Source organism: Rhizobium sp. Root1334, assembly GCF_001426665.1.
Lineage (GTDB): Bacteria > Pseudomonadota > Alphaproteobacteria > Rhizobiales > Rhizobiaceae > Pararhizobium.
On the sequence record NZ_LMEY01000023.1, the window covers coordinates 391,749 to 409,267 of the forward strand.

Sequence of the window (17,519 nt, forward strand, 5' to 3'; positions counted from 1 at the left end):
GCGGTGGAAACCAATCTGCCCGTCAATGCAAGCCGTATTGCCGATCTGATCAAGGGGCTTGCCCGGATCACCGAGCCGGATAAACCTTACACGCGCCGCGCCTTTACACCTCTGTTTCTGGAGGGCCGTGCCTTTCTTGAGCAGCGTTTCAAGGCGGCGGGACTGGAAACCCGGATCGATGCGTCCGGCAATCTGATCGGCCGCCGCAAGGGGCGCAAGTCCGCGCTTGGCACGATCATGCTCGGGTCGCATTCCGATACGGTGCCGGAAGGCGGGCGTTTCGATGGTATCGCGGGGTTGGCGGCGGCACTGGAAGTGGCGCAGGCGCTCAACGAGGCTGGTATCCGGCTTGATCATGATCTGGAGGTTATCGATTTCCTGGCCGAGGAAGTGTCGATCTTCGGTGTTTCCTGTATTGGCAGCCGTGGTTTGGCGGGATTGATCCCGGATGGGTGGCTGAGCCGGACGCAGGGAGAGCTGACTCTGCGTCAGGGTATGATCGATGCGGGTGGCGACCCCTCGCGGCTGGCCCGGCAGAAACGCTCGGACATCAGGGCGTTTCTGGAACTGCATATCGAACAGGGGCCGGTGCTCGAGGCCGAGCGCTGCGATATCGGTATCGTGACGGCGATTGCCGGTATTACTCGCGTCGAGATCCTTTTCGAAGGTCAGGCAGACCATGCAGGCACTACGCCGATGGGCCACAGACGCGATGCGCTGGTGGCGGCTGCGCGTATGGTCGGCGAGGTCGAACGGCTGGCGCTGGATTACGCAAAGGGCGAGGGGCATTTCACGGCGACGGTCGGAGAATTTTCGATCGAGCCGAATGCTGCCAATGTCGTTCCGTCCCGCGCCCGCATCCTGATCGATGCGCGGGCCGAGCTGCGGCCGGACATGGAGAGGTTCATTGCAGAGATCGATCAGATCGCTGTCGATATCCAGCGCGAAACCGGTGTTTCGATCGCCTCCCCAAAGCTGATTTCGGACAATTTTCCGACGCCCGCCGATCCGCTGGTGATGCACAATCTCGAACAGGCCTGCGACCGCGTTGGCGCCAGGCGTCGGCGCATGGCATCGGGTGCCGGTCACGATACCGCCTGGATGGCGCGAATTTCCAAGTCGGCGATGATCTTCATCGCCTGCCGCGAGGGGCGCTCGCACACGCCGGACGAATGGGCGGAAAACGACGATATCGCGCTCGGCACGGCAGTGTTGTTCGAAGCGGTTCGCAAACTCGACAGCGATTTACAGGGAGAGCAGTGATGGGCCGGATACTCACGGAAAAGGACGTCGAGGCGGCCGTCAAGGGCGGATCGGTCTATGCGGCGGGCGGCGGCGGCTGGGCCGATCATGGCCGCATGCTGGGTTATGCGGCCGTGTCGATCGGCAAGCCCGAACTGGTCTCCATCGACGAGCTTGATGCGAACGATTGGGTGGCGACGGCTGCAGCCATCGGCGCGCCGGCCTCGACCACACCCTGGGAGATGCGTGGCGTCGACTACGTCAAGGCGGTCGAGCTGCTGCAGGAGGCGCTTGGCGAGAAGGTTTCGGCCTTGATGGTCGGGCAAAACGGCAAGTCGTCGACGTTGAACGGCTGGCTACCCTCGGCGATCCTCGGCACCAAGGTTCTCGATGCCGTTGGCGACATGCGCGCGCATCCGACCGGCGATATGGGATCGATCGGCATGGCCGGCTCGCCCGAGCAGATGATCCAGACGGCGGTTGGCGGCAATCGTGACGAGAACCGCTATATCGAACTGGTGGTCCGTGGCGCCACTGCCAAGGTTTCGCCGATCCTGCGCACCGCATCCGATATGTCCGGCGGTTTCATAGCCTCCTGCCGCAATCCGCTGCGGGCGTCCTATGTCCGCAACAATGCGGCCCTTGGCGGGATTTCGCTGGCCCTGACTCTGGGTGAGGCGATTATCGCAGCGGAAGGCAAAGGCGGTAGCGCCATCATCGAGACGATTGCCAAGACCACCAATGGAACAATCCTGGCAGAAGGCACGATAACCGACAAGTCCGTCGTCTACACCAAGGAAGCCTTCGATATCGGCACGGTGACTCTAGGGACGGGCGATGACTCGACGGTACTCCATGTCATGAACGAATATATGGCCGTCGAGGATGCCGACGGCACGCGGCTTGCGACCTTCCCCGACGTCATCACCACTCTGTCGCCAGAGGGTGAACCACTGAGTGTCGGTCAGTTGCAGGTTGGCATGAAGATTTTCGTGCTGCATGTGCCGAAGACCGTTATTCCGCTGGCGTCCAGCGTGCTTGATCCGAGCGTCTATCCTTCGGTGGAGAAGGCGATGGGGATCGAACTGGCGAAATATGCACTTTCACCCTCCCTTTGAGGGGGAGGGTCGGCGCAAGGCGCCGCGTTATTATACTTCATCTCTTTGGTTGCCCCTCATCCGGCCTCTCGGCCACCTTCTCCCCGTGAACGGGGAGAAGGGACATGCGGCAACCTCCGTCGTTCCCTCTCCCCGCCTGCGGGGAGAGGGCCAGGGTGAGGGGCTTTCCAGTCCCATCAAGTTTCAGAGGACATCATCATGCCCAAGCCTAACCCGCGTCACCCGAATTTTCCGATCCCCGGCGGTCCTGAACTACGGGCCAAAGGCTGGCGGCAGGAGGCGTTGCTGCGGCTGATGGAAAACGTGCTGTCGGTGGGTGAGGATCCGGACAATCTGATCGTCTACGCCGCTCTCGGCAAAGCAGCACGCAATTGGGCGTCGCACAGGGCTATCGTCAAGACATTGCTGGAGATGGACGAGGATCAGACGCTGGTTATCCAGTCGGGCAAACCTGTGGGGCTCTTGAAGACCCATGCCAAGGCGCCGCTGGTGATCATGGCCAACTGCAATATCGTCGGCCAATGGGCAAAGGCCGAAGTGTTCTACGAACTGGAAAAGCAGGGGCTGATCTGCTGGGGCGGGCTGACGGCCGGCGCATGGCAATATATCGGCAGCCAGGGCGTCATCCAGGGCACCTACGAAATCTTCATGCGCATTGCTGAAAACCGCTTCGGCGGCGATCTCGCCGGGCGGTTCATCCTGACGGCGGGCCTGGGCGGCATGGGAGGCGCACAGCCGCTGGCTGGACGCATGGCGGGCGCCGCGATCCTGTGCATCGATATCGATCCCATCCGCGCCGAAAAACGCAAGGCGATCGGCTATCTCGAACATGTGGCGCCGGACCTCGATACGGCACTTGCGATGATCGATCAGGCCGTCAAGGAGAAGCGCGCCACCTCCATCGGCCTCGTCGGCAATGCGGCTGCGCTTTATCCGGAAATAGCCCGGCGCGGCATTGTGCCGGATATCGTCACCGACCAGACCTCGGCGCATGACCTGGTCTATGGCTATGTGCCGAAGGGCATGAGCCTTGAGGAGGTCAAGCGGCTTCGTGTCGACGGGCAGGGACAGTTGATGGCGGCCAGCCGCGCCTCCATCGTCGACCACGTCAAGGCGATGCTGGAATTCCAGGCCAAGGGATCGGAAGTCTTCGACAATGGCAACCTGATCCGCACCCAGGCGCGCGAAGGTGGCGTTGCCAATGCCTTCGATATCCGCATCTTCACCGAGGCCTATCTGCGCCCGCTGTTTGCCCGGGCAATCGGCCCCTTCCGCTGGATAGCGCTGTCCGGCGAGGAAAGCGATATCGCCCGCATCGACGATCTGTTGCTGGAGATGTTTCCGGACAACAAGATCGTGACCAATTGGATAAGACTCGCCCGCGAAAACGTTCCCTTCGAAGGCCTGCCCGCCCGCATCGCCTGGCTTGGTCATGGCGAGCGGACGCAGCTGGCGGTGGCGGTCAATGCTCTCGTCGCCTCCGGTGAGCTGAAGGGACCGATTGCCTTTTCCCGTGATCATCTCGATGCCGGTGCCATGGCGCATCCGAACATCATGACCGAACGTATGAAAGATGGTTCCGATGCCATTGCCGACTGGCCTCTGCTTGATGCGATGCTGCTCTGCTCCTCGATGGCCGATCTCGTCGTCGTCCACTCTGGCGGCGGCGGCTATGCCGGTTACATGACCAGCTGTGGGGTTACGGTCGTCGCCGACGGCACGGAGGCGGGGGCCGAGCGGCTGAACCATGCGCTGACCAACGACACGTCACTCGGCGTGATCCGCTATGCGGATGCTGGCTATGAGGAATCGGTGGACGAGATCGGCAGGAAGGGAATCGGGTATATCGCACTCGATTAGCGGCGCCATCTTTGCTGACGTATATTACGTTTTCCTAAATAATAGTTTTGTGCTCTGCCCGCCATGTGCGATCCTGTCTTCCTCTGAAAGAGTGGAGGAACGGGGGGCTTGAGGCTGCGAGGGAGGCTGCGGTGAAAGCGACATTGGGAGGATGTATCGCGCTTGCTCTGGTTTTTTCGAGCGTGCCGCCGGGTTCGCCGGACGATGGCTTTTCTCCTGACAAAGTGATCTCCGAAGATGACGCACGGATTATCAGTGCCCGGCTCTACTCGGTCATTTTGATCAGAGCATGTAGAAACGGATGGCGATACCCTTTGAGCCATGTGAAAAGCGGCTTCAGGCGCCACTTCGCCGAATTCAAGCTGCAGCTTATCAGCGATGGTTACACCATCGTTCCAAATCGCGCGGTCCACGGTGGCCGCAATCAGCGGCGGGCATCAGCGGTCATTGCCAACGATCGCATCGCGCCCCGGTTTGGCTGCGCCCGGCAATATTGGCTGGGAGAACGGCGGTAGCGGGAAGGGCGGGATAGCCTGCCCTTCCCATGCGCGCGATATCAGGCGTTGATCAACGCCAGCTTTGCCCGCGCCGCCAAAATCTGCGAGCAGGCATTGGCCGCCTCTACGCCCTTGACGACAAAATGGTCGGTAAAGAAGCGAATATGCTGTTCGGATTCCTGGAAGTTGTGCGGCGTGAGCACTGTCGAGAGCACCGGCACGCCGGTGTCGAGCTGAACGCGCATCATGCCGTCGAGCACCGTTCCGGCAACGAAATCGTGACGGTAGATACCGCCGTCGACGACGAACGCCGAGCCGATGATGGCCGAGAAGCGGCCGGTCTTGGCCAGTGTCTGGGCGTGCAGCGGAATTTCAAGCGCGCCAGGGACGTCGAAGATTTCGACGTCGGAGGCACTGCCGCCGAGTTTTTGCCAGTGTGCGACGAAGGAGTTGACGCATTGATCGACGATATCGGCGTGCCAGCGCGCGCGGATGATGGCGATTTTCTGGGTCGGATGGGAAGCGATAGTCATGTCAGTCTGGCCTTTCAAGGTTGCCATTTTTCAATGATCCCCTTGGGCGAACACGCAGGCGCGGAGACCCCTTGTGACAAGGCGCCGCCTGATCTGCTTGCTCTCTTTCATCCGGACTTTAACCGTCGGCTCCGGAATTCAACCGGATCTGCTGACCTTCCTGTCTCTCTGCTAACATAGGGACATGAAGCGCTCGCGGGCTCCGGGAATTGCTCCCCGTTACCGCCGGTGGGGAGTTTCACCCCGCCCTGAGAACGTGCATGGTCAACTATAAGGATTGGCAGGCGGGCGTCAAATGCGGTGAGCGACGCGTACAATGAAAAAGGCGACAGATTTTTCCTGAAAATCCGTCGCCTGAAACATATTTTTTGCGCGTTGCGGTTATTCGCGAATGATCAGAAGGTCGCTTGCGGTGAACCGCAGTGTGGCGATTTCGCTGACAGCCGGCGGCATCAGCCCGGGCGCGTTGAACATGTCGAATGAGATGACAGCGTCGCCGACCTTCATGCGGGTACGGATGACCGAGCCGAGGAAGTTCGAAGAGACGACTGCGCCGGTCAGGGCTGTGTCGCCCTTGGCACCTTCGGCGATCGATCCCGCCTCCGGGCGCAGTGCCAGCGAGACCTTGTCGCCCGCCTTGGCACTCGAGCCGAGCGGTTCGCGCAAGGTGATTTGCTGATCGCCAATGATGATCCGGTTTGTTGCCGGATCGACGACCTTGGCTTCGATCAGATTGAGTGTCCCGACGAAAGAGGCAACGAAGCGTGTGGCCGGCTTGTTGTAGATGTCGAACGGCGTGCCGATCTGGTCAGCGCGGCCCGCGTTCATGACAACGATGCGGTCGGAGATCGAAAGGGCCTCTTCCTGGTCGTGGGTCACGAAAACCGTGGTGATGCCGAGCTGCTGCTGGATCTGGCGAATTTCCTCGCGCAGCGATACGCGGATCTTGGCATCGAGCGCCGATAGCGGCTCGTCGAGCAGCAGCACCTGGGGCTTTGGCGCAAGCGCACGGGCAAGCGCCACACGCTGCTGCTGGCCGCCGGACATCTGATATGGGTAGCGATCGGCGAGGTGGTCAAGATGGATGAGGCCGAGCATTTCCTTGACGCGGGCATCGACCGCCGATTTATCCATGCCGGCAATCTTCAGGCCGAAGGCGACATTGTCGTGCACGGTCATGTTCGGAAACAGCGCATAGGCCTGGAAGACCATGCCGATATTGCGCTGGTTCGGTTTCAGCTCATTCTGGTTGCGGCCGTTGATGAGAACCGTTCCGGCCGACGGCGTTTCGAAGCCGGCGATCATGCGCAGGATTGTCGTCTTGCCGCAGCCTGACGGTCCGAGAAAGGAGACGAATTCTCCCTTTTCGATGGTCATATCGAAATCCTTGACCACCTGGACGGGGCCAAAGCTCTTCTGAATGCCTGAGAGTTCGAGAAAGGACATGGACGATCAATACCTCAGGGCTTGGCGGGAGCCGATTTGCTGAAACGGGAGACGAGCTGCAGAAGAATCATGCATCCCCAGGTGATGGCGAACGCGATGACCGCGAGCGCCGGCGGCTCATAGGCGCGGTTGGCGCCGATCAGCTGCAGATAGGGACCGAAGGCCGGGCGGTTAAGCAGCGACGGCATGGTGAACTCGCCGATGACGATGGCAAAGGTGATGAAGGCGCCGGATAGAACGCCGCTCATCACATTGGGGAAGATACACTTGAACATGATGGTCGGCCAGGAGGCGCCGAGACTTTGGGCTGCTTCCGTCAACGTGCCGACATCGATGGTGCGCATTGCGGTATCCACCGAGCGGTACATGTAGGGCAGCGACAGCGTCATGAACGAGAACATCAGCAGCAGGTCCGTGCCCCGCGCCGAGCCCGTGAACGGGATGTAGGACGACGAGTTGTAGATCCGCAGATAACCGAAGACGATGACGATAGCCGGGATGACCAGCGGCATCAATGTGATGAACTCGACGACCGGCCGCATCTGCGGCAGGCGCAGGCGAACCCAGTAGGCGGTCGGTACGACCAGAAGCACCCCGAAGACGATCGTCAGGATCGCCATCACGATCGAGTAGCTGAAGGATTCACGGAACTGGACGTCCGAGAAGACCGAGCGATACGCATCGAAGGAATATTCGCCACGGCGCATGCGCAGCGAGAATTCGAATGTGGCGATCAGCGGGATGATGAAGTAGGAAGCACCGAAGAAAACCGCGATCCAGGCACTGATTTTTTGTGTCTTCATTTCTGCCACCGTTCAGCACGCATGCGCAGCCAGATATAGATGAGGTTGGAAATGCCGGTGATGACGATCATGCCGAGCGCCAGGGCGTAACCGAGATTGGGGTTGTGCAGAACGTCGCCGCGGATCTGGGCGTAGAGCTGAATCGGGACGATGTTGAAGGTGGAGCCGGTCAGCGAATAGGCCGTCGCGATGGCACCAAACGCATTGGCGAACAGAAGCAGCGTCGTGCCGAGAATGCTCGGGAACAGGATCGGCAGGGCAACCTTGGTCCAGTATTGCCTGTTGGTTGCGCCAAGGATTTCGGCAGCTTCGCGCCATTCCTTCTTCAGTCCGTCGAGTGCAGGCGTGATGATCAGCACCATCAGCGGAATCTGGAAATACATGTAGGTGATCGTCAGGCCAATGAAGCTCAACAGATTGAAACCGGTGGCATAGAGGTTGATGCCAAACCAATCGCGCAGGATCATGGTGACGAGACCGGTGCGGCCCAGCGTCGCCAGAAAGGCAAAGGCGAGCGGCACGCCGGCAAAATTGGAGGCGACGCCCGAAAAAGTCAGCAGCGACGAGCGGATCCAGGAGGGCAGGCCTCCGAGAACCACGGCCCAGGCGAGCCAGAAGCCGATCAGGGCGCCACCGATGGAGGAGGCCAGACTGATCTTGATGGAGATCCAGTAGGAGGCGACAATCTTGTCGGTAAACAGCCCGCCAATGTTCTCGAAGGTGAATTCGCCCGCCGGATTGAGGAAGGCGCCGGTGACGAGATAGAGCGTCGGGGCAACCAGGAACATCACTGCAAACAGCAGGAACGGCGTAATGCCGAGCCAGTCGATGGCCGTCTTCTTCAAATCAATGGCCCTGTTGGCGCTCATCCGGAAACCGTCTTGTAAAGATTGAAAAATAGCCTTCCCGCGCGGTCGCGGGAAGGCCTTGTTGCGACAGTCTTACTGTACGTTGGCGCCAACGACTGTATCCCAGCCCTTGGTGATGACTTCCTTGTAGGCTTCCTGCTGTTCGAGCGTCGGGAATACGGCCTTTTCATAGGCAGCGGCCGGCGGCAGCTTGTCGAGCAGGTCCTGCGGGATCTTGTTGTTCTTGGCAAGATCATTGAAGCGGATCGGATGGCAATAGCCCTTCAGCCAGCCGAGCTGACCTTCGTCGGAATACAGGTATTCCATCCACAGCTTTGCAGCATTCGGATGCGGAGCGTAGGCCGAAATTGCCTGGACGTAGACGCCGGCAACAACGCCCGTAGCCGGGATGACGACGTCGACCGGCGGGTTGCCGGCGAGCGTGTCACGGTCGGACAGCGCATTGTAGTCCCAACGCAGGATGATCGGGGTGGTGCCCTGTGCGAGCGGAGCCGACTTACCGATGACCGGAACGAAATTGCCCTTGGCATTCAGTTCCTTGAAGAAGGCAAGACCTGCTTCGCCGGACTTGGCAACATCACCGCCGGCGCCCGAAAGGCCAGCTGCGAAAACGCCCGAGATTGCCTGGTTGGCGGTGCGCGGGTCACCGGCCAGAGCCACCATGTTGGCATATTCCGGCTTCAGCAGGTCGGCCCAATCCTTCGGGCTTTCCTTGACGAGGTCCTTGTTCACTTCGAAGGCCATGACGCCGTAATAGTCGCCATACCAGTAACCTTCAGGATCCTTGGCTGTGTCCGGGATCGAATCCCAGGTTGCTACCTTGTAAGGCTGGATCAGGCCTTCGGCCTTGGCGGACGGGCCGAACGAGAGACCGACGTCGATCACGTCAGGAGCCTGGTCGCCCTTGTTGTTCTTGTTGGCCTTGATGGCTTCGATTTCGTCACCCGAGCCGGCGTCCGGGTTGAGTTCGTTGACCTTCAGGCCGTACTTGGCCTTGAAGCCTTCGATGACGCCGCCGTAGCCGCACCAGTCGTGGGGCAGGGCGATGGTCGTCAGGGTGCCTTCTGCCTTGGCAGCGGCAATCAGTTCGGCGCTCGGTTCAGCGGCGGCGATGGCGGTCGATGCCATGACCATGGCGGTCGAAAGCGAAAGCAGGCGGCGCATGTGTGAAATCACTGGTCTTCTCCTTTGGGTTATTTCAGTCAACTTCGAGGAAGCTGATACTGGGGTCCGATGAAGCTTATGTGACAGGTGTTGTCTCCTTTGCGGCCAGACGTTCGCAGGCGGAACACCTTCATTTCATTTTCAAAATTTACTTCCGCCTGGGTGCCGGCGTCACGTGTTTGTCTTGAATTGCGGATCGCGGCATCCCCGCACCGGTCAACCCGGCGCCACGCTCCGTAGGCACTTTCCCTCCTAAAGCGGCTTCCGAAAAAGCCTCGTTGAATCGAACAGCCCTTCGAGCGTTTTCATCCGGTCATGTGTCTCGTCCCAGATGGAACTCTGCACGGCTTCGATCAGCGCTTCGACGGCAAACAGGGTTACGACCGAGCTGTCCCAGGCCGAAGGCGCTTCGATCTGGATGCGAAAGACGCACCGCGCCGATTTGGCGATAGGCGAACTCCACTGGTCGGTGAACAGGATGATTTCCACGCCGCGTTCGCGGGCGATGCGCGACAGCGTTTCCATCTCCTGCTCGTAGCGGCGGATGTCGAACATGATCAGGACATCGCCCTTTTTCATATCGAGCACGTAATGCGGCCAGGAGCTGGAATTGGAGGCGATCTGGGTGACGCCGGAGCGGATGACCTGAAGATGCGTGAAGAAATAGTCGGCAAGAGCGCGGGTGATGCGGCCGCCGACGAGATAGATATTGCGCTTGCGCTCGGCAATCATCGCGGCGGCGCCGTCGAAATCGGCGGTTTCCAGCTGCGCCAGCGTCTCGCGCAGATTGTTCATCGTCGCATCGGCGAAACGGTTGAGAATATGCGTGCCCGGCGCATTGGCGGCCCAGCGGTCATGTTTGCTGATCGGATTTGAGATGGTTGCTTCGAGTTCCTGATGGAGGCGCGACTGGAAATCGGGAAATCCGCGGAAGCCGATCTTCTGCACCATGCGGGCGACCGTCGGCGTCGACACGCCGGCATTCTCGGCAACAGTCGTGATGCTGCCGAGTCCGGAGACCGGATAGTTGTCGAGAAGCGTCGCTGCCAACTGTTTTTCCGCGCGGGTGAGCACGGCAAAATGGGCGTTGATCACATCCGACACCGTCATAGTGCCTGCGGTATTGGTCAAAATTCATCCCCTGGGCCGGTCTCTGCCAGCTTTGTGACAGAGTAAACATCGCTGTCACAATTCGAGTCAATTGATTTTTTGAAGAGATCGTTTCAGATTCCGATTGACACGAAAGAAAACGTGAAGAATTCTTTTCAGTATCGGTAGTCGCCGGTGAATTGAGGAAAATCACCGGCCGTCCGCCATTTGCTTCCACGTCTGGTTTCAGGGGCTTTGAGCCTATCCGGGATATGCGTGGTGCCGATCAGGCAACCGGAAGGGGACCGGAGTTGACGGGACTTTTGACAGAGGCGGATGGATCGCCCGTAGCAGTGGAAAACCCGGAAGCGCTGAGCCCGGTCCTCCTGGTCTGTGAACACGCCTCCCGCCGCCTTCCGGAAAAGATGGGTTCGCTTGGGCTTTCCGAGGATGCTCTCAAAAGCCATATCGCCTGGGATCCCGGCGCACTTGCTGTCGCACAGCTTTTGGTCAAAAGCCTCGACGCTGCATTGATCTACCAGCGTTTTTCCCGCCTGGTCTATGATTGCAACCGTCCGCCGGAAGCGGAAGCGGCGATGCCGCCAGTCAGCGAAATCTTTGAAATACCCGGTAATGCAGCAATTTCACCAGCCGAGCGGCAGGCGCGAACGGACGCACTTTACGTGCCTTTCACCCGCACTCTCTCGGATTTTATCACCGCGCGAAAAGCTCAGGGCCGCGTGCCGGTTCTGGTGACGGTGCACACGTTCACGCCAGTCTATCACGGCAAGCGGCGCGATGTCGAAATCGGCATCTTGCATGATGAGGATAGCCGGCTGGCGGATGCCATGCTGGCTGCTGCCGGAAAAACAACCCGTTATGCGGTACGCCGTAACGAGCCCTATGGACCGGCAGACGGTGTCACGCATACTCTGATCCAGCACGGCCTGAAGAACGGCCTGCTCAACGTAATGGTCGAGATCCGCAACGATCTCGTTTCAAATGAAATCGGCCAAAAGGTCATGGCCGATTATCTGACGGGTATCCTGGACGAAAGCCTGGCTGCACTGTCGCAATAAAAAGACCTGGGGAGCGGCATGTCCGCGGAGACTGGTCCATGGACTTCCATGGGCGGACTGGCATTTCGGCATCCGGCAATACCGCTGGAAGCTGGCTGATACAGGGGAAAAACATGTCAGACTATTCAGATACCGATAAACATGAGGACATGAAGGTCCTCCATTCGATGGGCTATGCGCAAGAACTCGAACGGCGCATGAGCTCTTTCTCGAACTTCGCCGTTTCTTTCTCGATCATCTGCATTCTTTCCGGCGGCATCAACTCGCTTGCCCAGGCAACCTCGGGTGCGGGCGGTGCTGCGATCGGCATCGGCTGGCCGCTGGGTTGCTTCGTTTCTCTCGTCTTCGCCGTCGCCATGGCGCAGATCAGCTCCGCCTATCCGACGGCCGGCGGCCTTTATCACTGGGGCTCCATCCTCGGCAACCGTTTCACCGGCTGGGTTACCGCCTGGTTCAACCTGCTCGGCCTCGTCACGGTTCTCGGCGCTATCAATGTCGGCACCTATTACTTTTTCATGGGTTCGTTCGGCACGCCGTATTTCGGCCTGGAAGACACCACGACAGTCCGTATCCTCTTCCTGGTAGTGATCACCGGCGCTCAGGCAATCGTCAACCACATGGGCATCGGCTTGACGGCCAAGCTCACGGACTTCTCCGGCTACCTGATCTTTGCAACGGCGATCGCGCTTTCGGTCGTATGCCTTGCCGCAGCGGACACCTATGAGTTCGGCCGCCTGTTCACGTTCTCCAACTATTCGGGCGAAGCCGGCGGCAATGTCTGGCCGGCAACTTCGGGCACCTGGGTCTTCCTGCTCGGCTTGCTTCTGCCGATCTATACGATCACCGGCTATGACGCTTCCGCCCATACGTCGGAAGAAACCGTCAAGGCGGCAACGTCTGTTCCGCGCGGCATGGTTTCCTCGGTTCTGTGGTCGGCACTGTTCGGCTATATCATGCTGTGCAGCTTCGTTTTGCTGCTCCCCAGCATGGACGAGGCCGCCAAGCAGGGCTGGAACGTGTTCTTCTGGGCGATGACCGAGCAGGTCAATCCGGTCATCAAGGACATTCTCTATCTCGCCATCCTGGTCAGCCAATGGCTGTGCGGTCTGGCAACGGTGACATCGGTTTCCCGCATGATCTTCGCGTTCTCGCGTGATGGCGGCCTGCCGGCATCGAAGGCTCTGGCAAAGGTTAGCCCGACCTACCGTACACCGGTAGCTGCGATCTGGACTGGATCGATCCTTGCCGTACTGTTCGTCTGGGGCTCGTCGCTCGTAACGATCGGCGAGACGCCGGTTTACACGATCGTCGTATCCTGCACGGTCATCTTCCTGTTCTTCTCCTTCGCGATCCCGATCACGCTGGGTCTGTTTGCCTGGGGTACGTCGAAGTGGGACAAGATGGGCCCGTGGAACCTCGGTGAAGGCGTTTTCAAGCTGTTTGCCGTTCTGACGATCCTGGCGATGATCCTGATCTTTGTGCTCGGCGTCCAGCCTCCGAATGATCCGGCTCTCTATGTGACCGTCGGCTTCCTGGTCCTGACCGGCATCGTCTGGTTCGGCTTTGAAAGCCGCCGTTTCAAAGGCCCGCCGATCGGCGACGAAGTTGCGCACCGCGCAGCTGAAATCGCGGCTGCCGAAAAGGCCGTTGGGCAGAAGTGATCCGCTAAAGACAGAGTGGAAGCCGCGTTCCGCGGCTTCCACGAGACGTCCACGAGACGCAGCCACGCAAGGCCGCGTTACGATCAAGCACGGGATTTTTTGCAATGAGCGCGAGCTATTCGTTTGAAGACTTGAAGAAGGATGTTGCCGAAGGCCGCATCGATACGGTTCTGGCCTGCCAGGTCGATATGCAGGGACGCCTGATGGGCAAGCGCTTTCACGCGCAGTTTTTCGTCGATAGCGCCTGGGAAGAGACCCACAGCTGCAACTACCTGTTGGCGACCGACCTCGAGATGGAAACGGTCAACGGATACAAGTCGACGAGCTGGGAGAGCGGCTACGGCGATTATACGATGAAACCCGACCTCTCGACGCTTCGCCGCATTCCATGGCTCGAAGGCACGGCGCTGGTTCTCTGCGACATGCTCGACCATCATACCCACAAGGAAGTGCCGCATTCGCCGCGCGCCATCCTCAAGCGCCAGATCGCCCGCCTTGAAGCCATGGGCCTCAAGGCTTTCATGGCGACCGAACTTGAATTCTTCCTGTTCGACCAGACCTATGACGCAGCACGCGAAAGCGGCTACCGCAACCTGAAGCTCGCCAGTGGCTACAACGAAGACTACCACATCTTCCAGACCACCAAGGAAGAGGACGTCATGCGGGCGATCCGCAACGGCCTGCAGGGCGCCGGCATTCCCGTTGAAAATTCCAAGGGCGAGGCATCGGCCGGCCAGGAGGAAATCAACGTGCGCTACGCCGATGCACTGACCATGGCGGACCGGCATGTGATCATCAAGAACGGTTGCAAGGAAATCGCCTGGAGCAAGGGCAAGGCGATCACCTTCCTTGCCAAGTGGAATTACAATGCCGCCGGCTCATCCTCGCATATCCACCAGTCGCTCTGGAGCGCCGACGGCAAGACACCGCACTTTTTCGACAAGGAGGCCAAATACGGCATGTCGGAAACGATGCGCCACTACGTCGCCGGCCTTCTGACCCATGCCAGCGAAATCACCTATTTCCTCGCACCCTACATCAATTCCTACAAGCGCTTCATGGCGGGCACGTTTGCGCCGACCAAGGCCGTCTGGTCGAAGGACAACCGCACAGCCGGTTATCGTCTTTGCGGCGAAGGCACCAAGGCAATCCGTATCGAATGCCGCGTCGGCGGCTCCGATATCAACCCTTACCTCGCCATGGCGGCACTGATTGCGGCCGGTATCGCCGGGATCGAGGGCAAGATGGAACTTGAGGCACCGTTCGTCGGTGACGCCTATGGCGGCAAGAATATCCGCGAAATTCCGGGTACGTTGCGGGATGCGACGCGCGCGATGAATTCGTCGAAGATGTTGCTTGATGCCTTTGGCGAGGATGTTATCGAACATTACACGCGCGCTGCCGAATGGGAGCAGGAAGAATATGACCGCCGCGTCACGGATTGGGAGGTGGCACGCGGTTTCGAGCGGGCGTAAGGCCTTATTTCGGGTGTAGTCGCACTCTATCTGCCACGGGCAGGCCAGCGGCCGGTCCGTGGCATCCAATATTTTCAAAGCCTAAAACAGGAAGATGATCATGACCATGATCCAATGCATTTCCCCGGTGAACGGGGAGGTTTACGCGGAGCGGCCGGCGGTTGACGCCGTTGCCGCATCCGCCGCCGTTGCGCGGGCGCGGATCGCGCAGAAAAGCTGGTCCAAGCGGCCGGTCGAGGACCGCGTCAAGCTGGTGCTGGCCGGTGTTGCACGCCTCAACGAGATGGTCGACGAGGTCGTGCCTGAGCTTGCCTGGCAGATGGGGCGTCCGATCCGCTACGGCGGCGAGTTCCGCGGCTTCAACGAGCGTTCCAACTATGTGGCAACGATCGCCGCCGATGCCCTGGCGCCAATCATTGTCGAGGACAGCGCCAATTTCGAGCGCCGGATCGAACGGGTCGCCCATGGCGTGGTGTTCGTTATCGCACCGTGGAATTATCCCTATATGACCGCGATCAACACGGTTGCTCCGGCGCTGATGGCGGGTAATACCGTGATCATCAAGCATGCCAGCCAGACTATCCTGGTCGGTGAGCGCATGGTGCGCGCCTTTGTCGAGGCCGGTGTTCCGGAAGATGTGTTCCAGAACATCTTCCTCGATCACGCAACGACGTCGCAGCTGATCGCGGCCAAGAGCTTTGATTTCGTTAACTTCACCGGTTCGGTTGAAGGTGGGCGGTCGATCGAGCGGGCGGCCGCTGGCACTTTCACCGGGCTTGGCCTCGAACTCGGCGGCAAGGACCCGGGTTACGTCATGGAAGACGCGGATCTCGATGCGGCCGTCGATACGCTGATGGACGGCGCGATGTTCAACTCCGGACAGTGCTGCTGCGGTATCGAGCGCATCTATGTCAACGAGAACCTCTATGACGATTTCGTCGAGAAGGCTGTCGCCTTTGCCTCGGCCTACAAGCTTGGCAATCCGCTGGAGCAGGAAACCTCTCTCGGGCCGATGGCGCACAAGCGCTTCGCTGCCGAAGTACGCTCGCAGACCGCCGAAGCCATCGCCAAAGGCGCCAAGGCTCTGGTCGATCCGAAGCTGTTTCCGCAGGATGATGGCGGCGCTTATCTTGCCCCGCAGGTTCTGGTCGATGTCGACCACTCGATGAAGGTGATGACCGAAGAGAGCTTTGGCCCCGTCGTCGGCATCATGAAGGTGAAGAACGACGCTGAAGCGCTGGCCTTCATGAACGATTGCAAATACGGCCTGACTACGTCGCTCTGGACCAAGGACCCGGAACGTGCTGCCCGGATCGGTAACGATCTTGAGACTGGTACCGTGTTCATGAACCGCGCCGACTACCTCGATCCGGCGCTATGCTGGACCGGCGTCAAGGAAACTGGCCGCGGCGGTTCGCTCTCGGTTATCGGTTTCCAGAACCTGACCCGCCCGAAATCCTACCATTTGAAGAAAGCCTGAACGATGACCATTACAGCCAACTGGAGCTACCCGACATCCATCAAGTTTGGGGCAGGGCGGATCAAGGAGCTTGCCGACCATTGCAAGGCGCTCGGCATCAAGAAGCCGCTTCTGGTCACCGACCGTGGCCTTGCACCGATGCCGATCACCCAGAACGCGCTCGATATCCTTGAGGCTGCCGGTCTTGGCCGCGCGCTGTTTGCCGATGTCGACAGCAATCCGACCGACGTCAATCTCGATGCCGGCGTAAAAGCCTTCAAGGCTGGCGGCCATGACGGTGTCATCGCTTTCGGTGGCGGTTCTGGCCTTGACCTTGGCAAGTGCGTCGCCTTCATGGCTGGGCAGAGCCGTCCGGTCTGGGACTTCGAGGATGTCGGCGACTGGTGGACCCGCGCCAGCGTCGAGGGCATTGCGCCGATCATCGCCGTGCCGACGACGGCCGGTACCGGTTCGGAAGTCGGCCGCGCCTCGGTCATCACCAATTCAGAAACCCACACGAAGAAGGTAATCTTCCATCCGAAGTTCCTGCCAGCGGTGACGATCTGCGACCCGGAACTGACAGTCGGCATGCCGACGGTGATCACCGCCGGTACTGGCATGGACGCATTCGCGCATTGCCTGGAAGCCTATTCCTCGCCGTTCTACCATCCGATGTCGGCCGGTATCGCGCTGGAAGGTCTGCGCCTCGTCAAGGAATATCTACCGCGCGCCTATAAGGATGGCACGGATATCGAAGCCCGCGCCAACATGATGTCGGCGGCTGCCATGGGCGCCGTCGCCTTCCAGAAGGGGCTCGGCGCCATCCATTCGCTGTCGCATCCGGTCGGCGCCATCTACAACACCCACCACGGCATGACCAATGCCGTCGTCATGCCGCCGGTGCTGCGCTTCAACCGTCCGGCGATCGAAGGCAAGATCGGCTTGGCGGCCGCCTATCTCGGCATTTCCGGCGGGTTCGACGGGTTCTATGATTATGTGCTGAAGCTGCGCGAAGACCTCGGCGTGCCGGACAAGCTGTCGGCGTTGGGCGTCGGCACAGACCGTATCGACGAAATGGCAGCGATGGCGATCGTCGACCCGACGGCCGGTGGCAATCCGGTCGAGTTGACACTCGATGCTGCCAAGAAGCTTTTCCGCGACTGCATTTAACGTCGATAGCATTGTTCCTGAGGAGCCCGGAAAACCTTTGTTTTCCGGGCTTTT

At 59.8% G+C, this 17,519-nt stretch carries 15 protein-coding genes and 1 riboswitch; of the genes, 9 read left to right on the top strand and 6 right to left on the bottom strand.

Annotated elements, in window-relative coordinates; all coding sequences use genetic code 11:
* The first annotated feature begins 3 nt into the window (after positions 1 to 3).
* The 4 genes from ASD36_RS20345 to ASD36_RS30725 all read left to right on the top strand — a co-directional run bounded on the left by ASD36_RS20345 (position 4) and on the right by ASD36_RS30725 (position 4,735).
* Positions 4 to 1,263 (top strand): Zn-dependent hydrolase, encoded by a 1,260-nt coding sequence (locus tag ASD36_RS20345; RefSeq protein WP_112834597.1) that lies wholly within the window; start codon positions 4 to 6, stop codon positions 1,261 to 1,263.
* Positions 1,263 to 2,360, top strand: a complete 1,098-nt coding sequence (locus ASD36_RS20350; RefSeq protein ID WP_060506696.1) for a DUF917 domain-containing protein — start codon at positions 1,263 to 1,265, stop codon at positions 2,358 to 2,360. The genes ASD36_RS20345 and ASD36_RS20350 overlap by 1 nt, the downstream gene beginning before the upstream one ends.
* Before the next feature lie 198 nt (positions 2,361 to 2,558).
* Positions 2,559 to 4,220 carry a urocanate hydratase gene (locus tag ASD36_RS20355; RefSeq protein ID WP_060506697.1) on the top strand — a complete coding sequence of 554 codons (1,662 nt, stop codon included), beginning with the start codon at positions 2,559 to 2,561 and terminating at the stop codon, positions 4,218 to 4,220.
* Between the two features lie 131 nt (positions 4,221 to 4,351).
* The gene (locus ASD36_RS30725; RefSeq protein ID WP_156393891.1) at positions 4,352 to 4,735 is read left to right on the top strand and encodes a hypothetical protein; all 384 of its coding nucleotides are present in this window, start codon (positions 4,352 to 4,354) and stop codon (positions 4,733 to 4,735) included.
* A gap of 41 nt (positions 4,736 to 4,776) precedes the next feature.
* Here the strand turns inward: ASD36_RS30725 and ASD36_RS20365 are convergent, their stop codons facing one another.
* From ASD36_RS20365 to ASD36_RS20390, 6 genes are all read right to left on the bottom strand, one after another.
* Positions 4,777 to 5,250 (bottom strand): 6,7-dimethyl-8-ribityllumazine synthase, encoded by a 474-nt coding sequence (locus ASD36_RS20365; protein WP_060506796.1) that lies wholly within the window; start codon positions 5,248 to 5,250, stop codon positions 4,777 to 4,779.
* Positions 5,251 to 5,345: 95 nt separating this feature from the next.
* Positions 5,346 to 5,510: riboswitch (FMN riboswitch) on the bottom strand.
* 121 nt (positions 5,511 to 5,631) lie between these two features.
* Positions 5,632 to 6,696, bottom strand: coding sequence for an ABC transporter ATP-binding protein (locus tag ASD36_RS20370; RefSeq protein WP_060506699.1), 1,065 nt, complete (start codon positions 6,694 to 6,696; stop codon positions 5,632 to 5,634).
* Between the two features lie 14 nt (positions 6,697 to 6,710).
* Positions 6,711 to 7,499, bottom strand: coding sequence for an ABC transporter permease (locus tag ASD36_RS20375; protein WP_060506700.1), 789 nt, complete (start codon positions 7,497 to 7,499; stop codon positions 6,711 to 6,713).
* Positions 7,496 to 8,368: an ABC transporter permease subunit gene (locus ASD36_RS20380; protein ID WP_060506701.1), complete on the bottom strand. Its 873-nt coding sequence runs from the start codon at positions 8,366 to 8,368 to the stop codon at positions 7,496 to 7,498. The genes ASD36_RS20375 and ASD36_RS20380 overlap by 4 nt, the downstream gene beginning before the upstream one ends.
* Positions 8,369 to 8,440: 72 nt before the next feature.
* Positions 8,441 to 9,544 (bottom strand): ABC transporter substrate-binding protein, encoded by a 1,104-nt coding sequence (locus ASD36_RS20385; protein ID WP_060506702.1) that lies wholly within the window; start codon positions 9,542 to 9,544, stop codon positions 8,441 to 8,443.
* 240 nt (positions 9,545 to 9,784) lie between these two features.
* Positions 9,785 to 10,642, bottom strand: a complete 858-nt coding sequence (locus tag ASD36_RS20390; RefSeq protein ID WP_060506703.1) for a MurR/RpiR family transcriptional regulator — start codon at positions 10,640 to 10,642, stop codon at positions 9,785 to 9,787.
* A gap of 290 nt (positions 10,643 to 10,932) precedes the next feature.
* Here ASD36_RS20390 and ASD36_RS20395 point away from each other — a divergent pair, with 290 nt between their 5' ends.
* The 5 genes from ASD36_RS20395 (at position 10,933) to ASD36_RS20415 (ending at position 17,465) form a co-directional block, all read left to right on the top strand.
* Positions 10,933 to 11,700 (top strand): N-formylglutamate amidohydrolase, encoded by a 768-nt coding sequence (locus ASD36_RS20395; protein ID WP_112834598.1) that lies wholly within the window; start codon positions 10,933 to 10,935, stop codon positions 11,698 to 11,700.
* Positions 11,701 to 11,813: 113 nt separating this feature from the next.
* Complete coding sequence (locus ASD36_RS20400; RefSeq protein ID WP_060506797.1) at positions 11,814 to 13,361, top strand: amino acid permease; 1,548 nt, start codon at positions 11,814 to 11,816, stop codon at positions 13,359 to 13,361.
* 104 nt (positions 13,362 to 13,465) lie between these two features.
* Positions 13,466 to 14,836, top strand: coding sequence for a glutamine synthetase family protein (locus ASD36_RS20405; protein ID WP_060506705.1), 1,371 nt, complete (start codon positions 13,466 to 13,468; stop codon positions 14,834 to 14,836).
* Positions 14,837 to 14,936: 100 nt separating this feature from the next.
* Positions 14,937 to 16,316, top strand: coding sequence for an aldehyde dehydrogenase family protein (locus ASD36_RS20410; RefSeq protein ID WP_060506706.1), 1,380 nt, complete (start codon positions 14,937 to 14,939; stop codon positions 16,314 to 16,316).
* Between the two features lie 3 nt (positions 16,317 to 16,319).
* Entirely contained in the window at positions 16,320 to 17,465 is a 1,146-nt protein-coding gene (locus tag ASD36_RS20415; protein WP_060506707.1) for an iron-containing alcohol dehydrogenase, read from the top strand.
* Positions 17,466 to 17,519: the final 54 nt, after the last annotated feature.

What these genes read in the sequence shown, in the direction of transcription:
- ASD36_RS20370 (WP_060506699.1), bottom strand. Translation starts at nt 6,696, where the DNA reads ATGTCCTTTCTCGAACTCTCAGGCATTCAGAAGAGCTTTGGCCCCGTC.
- ASD36_RS20400 (WP_060506797.1), top strand. Translation starts at nt 11,814, where the DNA reads ATGTCAGACTATTCAGATACCGATAAACATGAGGACATGAAGGTCCTC.
- ASD36_RS20390 (WP_060506703.1), bottom strand. Translation starts at nt 10,642, where the DNA reads ATGACGGTGTCGGATGTGATCAACGCCCATTTTGCCGTGCTCACCCGC.
- ASD36_RS20355 (WP_060506697.1), top strand. Translation starts at nt 2,559, where the DNA reads ATGCCCAAGCCTAACCCGCGTCACCCGAATTTTCCGATCCCCGGCGGT.
- ASD36_RS20405 (WP_060506705.1), top strand. Translation starts at nt 13,466, where the DNA reads ATGAGCGCGAGCTATTCGTTTGAAGACTTGAAGAAGGATGTTGCCGAA.
- ASD36_RS20375 (WP_060506700.1), bottom strand. Translation starts at nt 7,499, where the DNA reads ATGAAGACACAAAAAATCAGTGCCTGGATCGCGGTTTTCTTCGGTGCT.
- ASD36_RS20350 (WP_060506696.1), top strand. Translation starts at nt 1,263, where the DNA reads ATGGGCCGGATACTCACGGAAAAGGACGTCGAGGCGGCCGTCAAGGGC.
- ASD36_RS20365 (WP_060506796.1), bottom strand. Translation starts at nt 5,250, where the DNA reads ATGACTATCGCTTCCCATCCGACCCAGAAAATCGCCATCATCCGCGCG.
- ASD36_RS20410 (WP_060506706.1), top strand. Translation starts at nt 14,937, where the DNA reads ATGACCATGATCCAATGCATTTCCCCGGTGAACGGGGAGGTTTACGCG.
- ASD36_RS20380 (WP_060506701.1), bottom strand. Translation starts at nt 8,368, where the DNA reads ATGAGCGCCAACAGGGCCATTGATTTGAAGAAGACGGCCATCGACTGG.
- ASD36_RS20415 (WP_060506707.1), top strand. Translation starts at nt 16,320, where the DNA reads ATGACCATTACAGCCAACTGGAGCTACCCGACATCCATCAAGTTTGGG.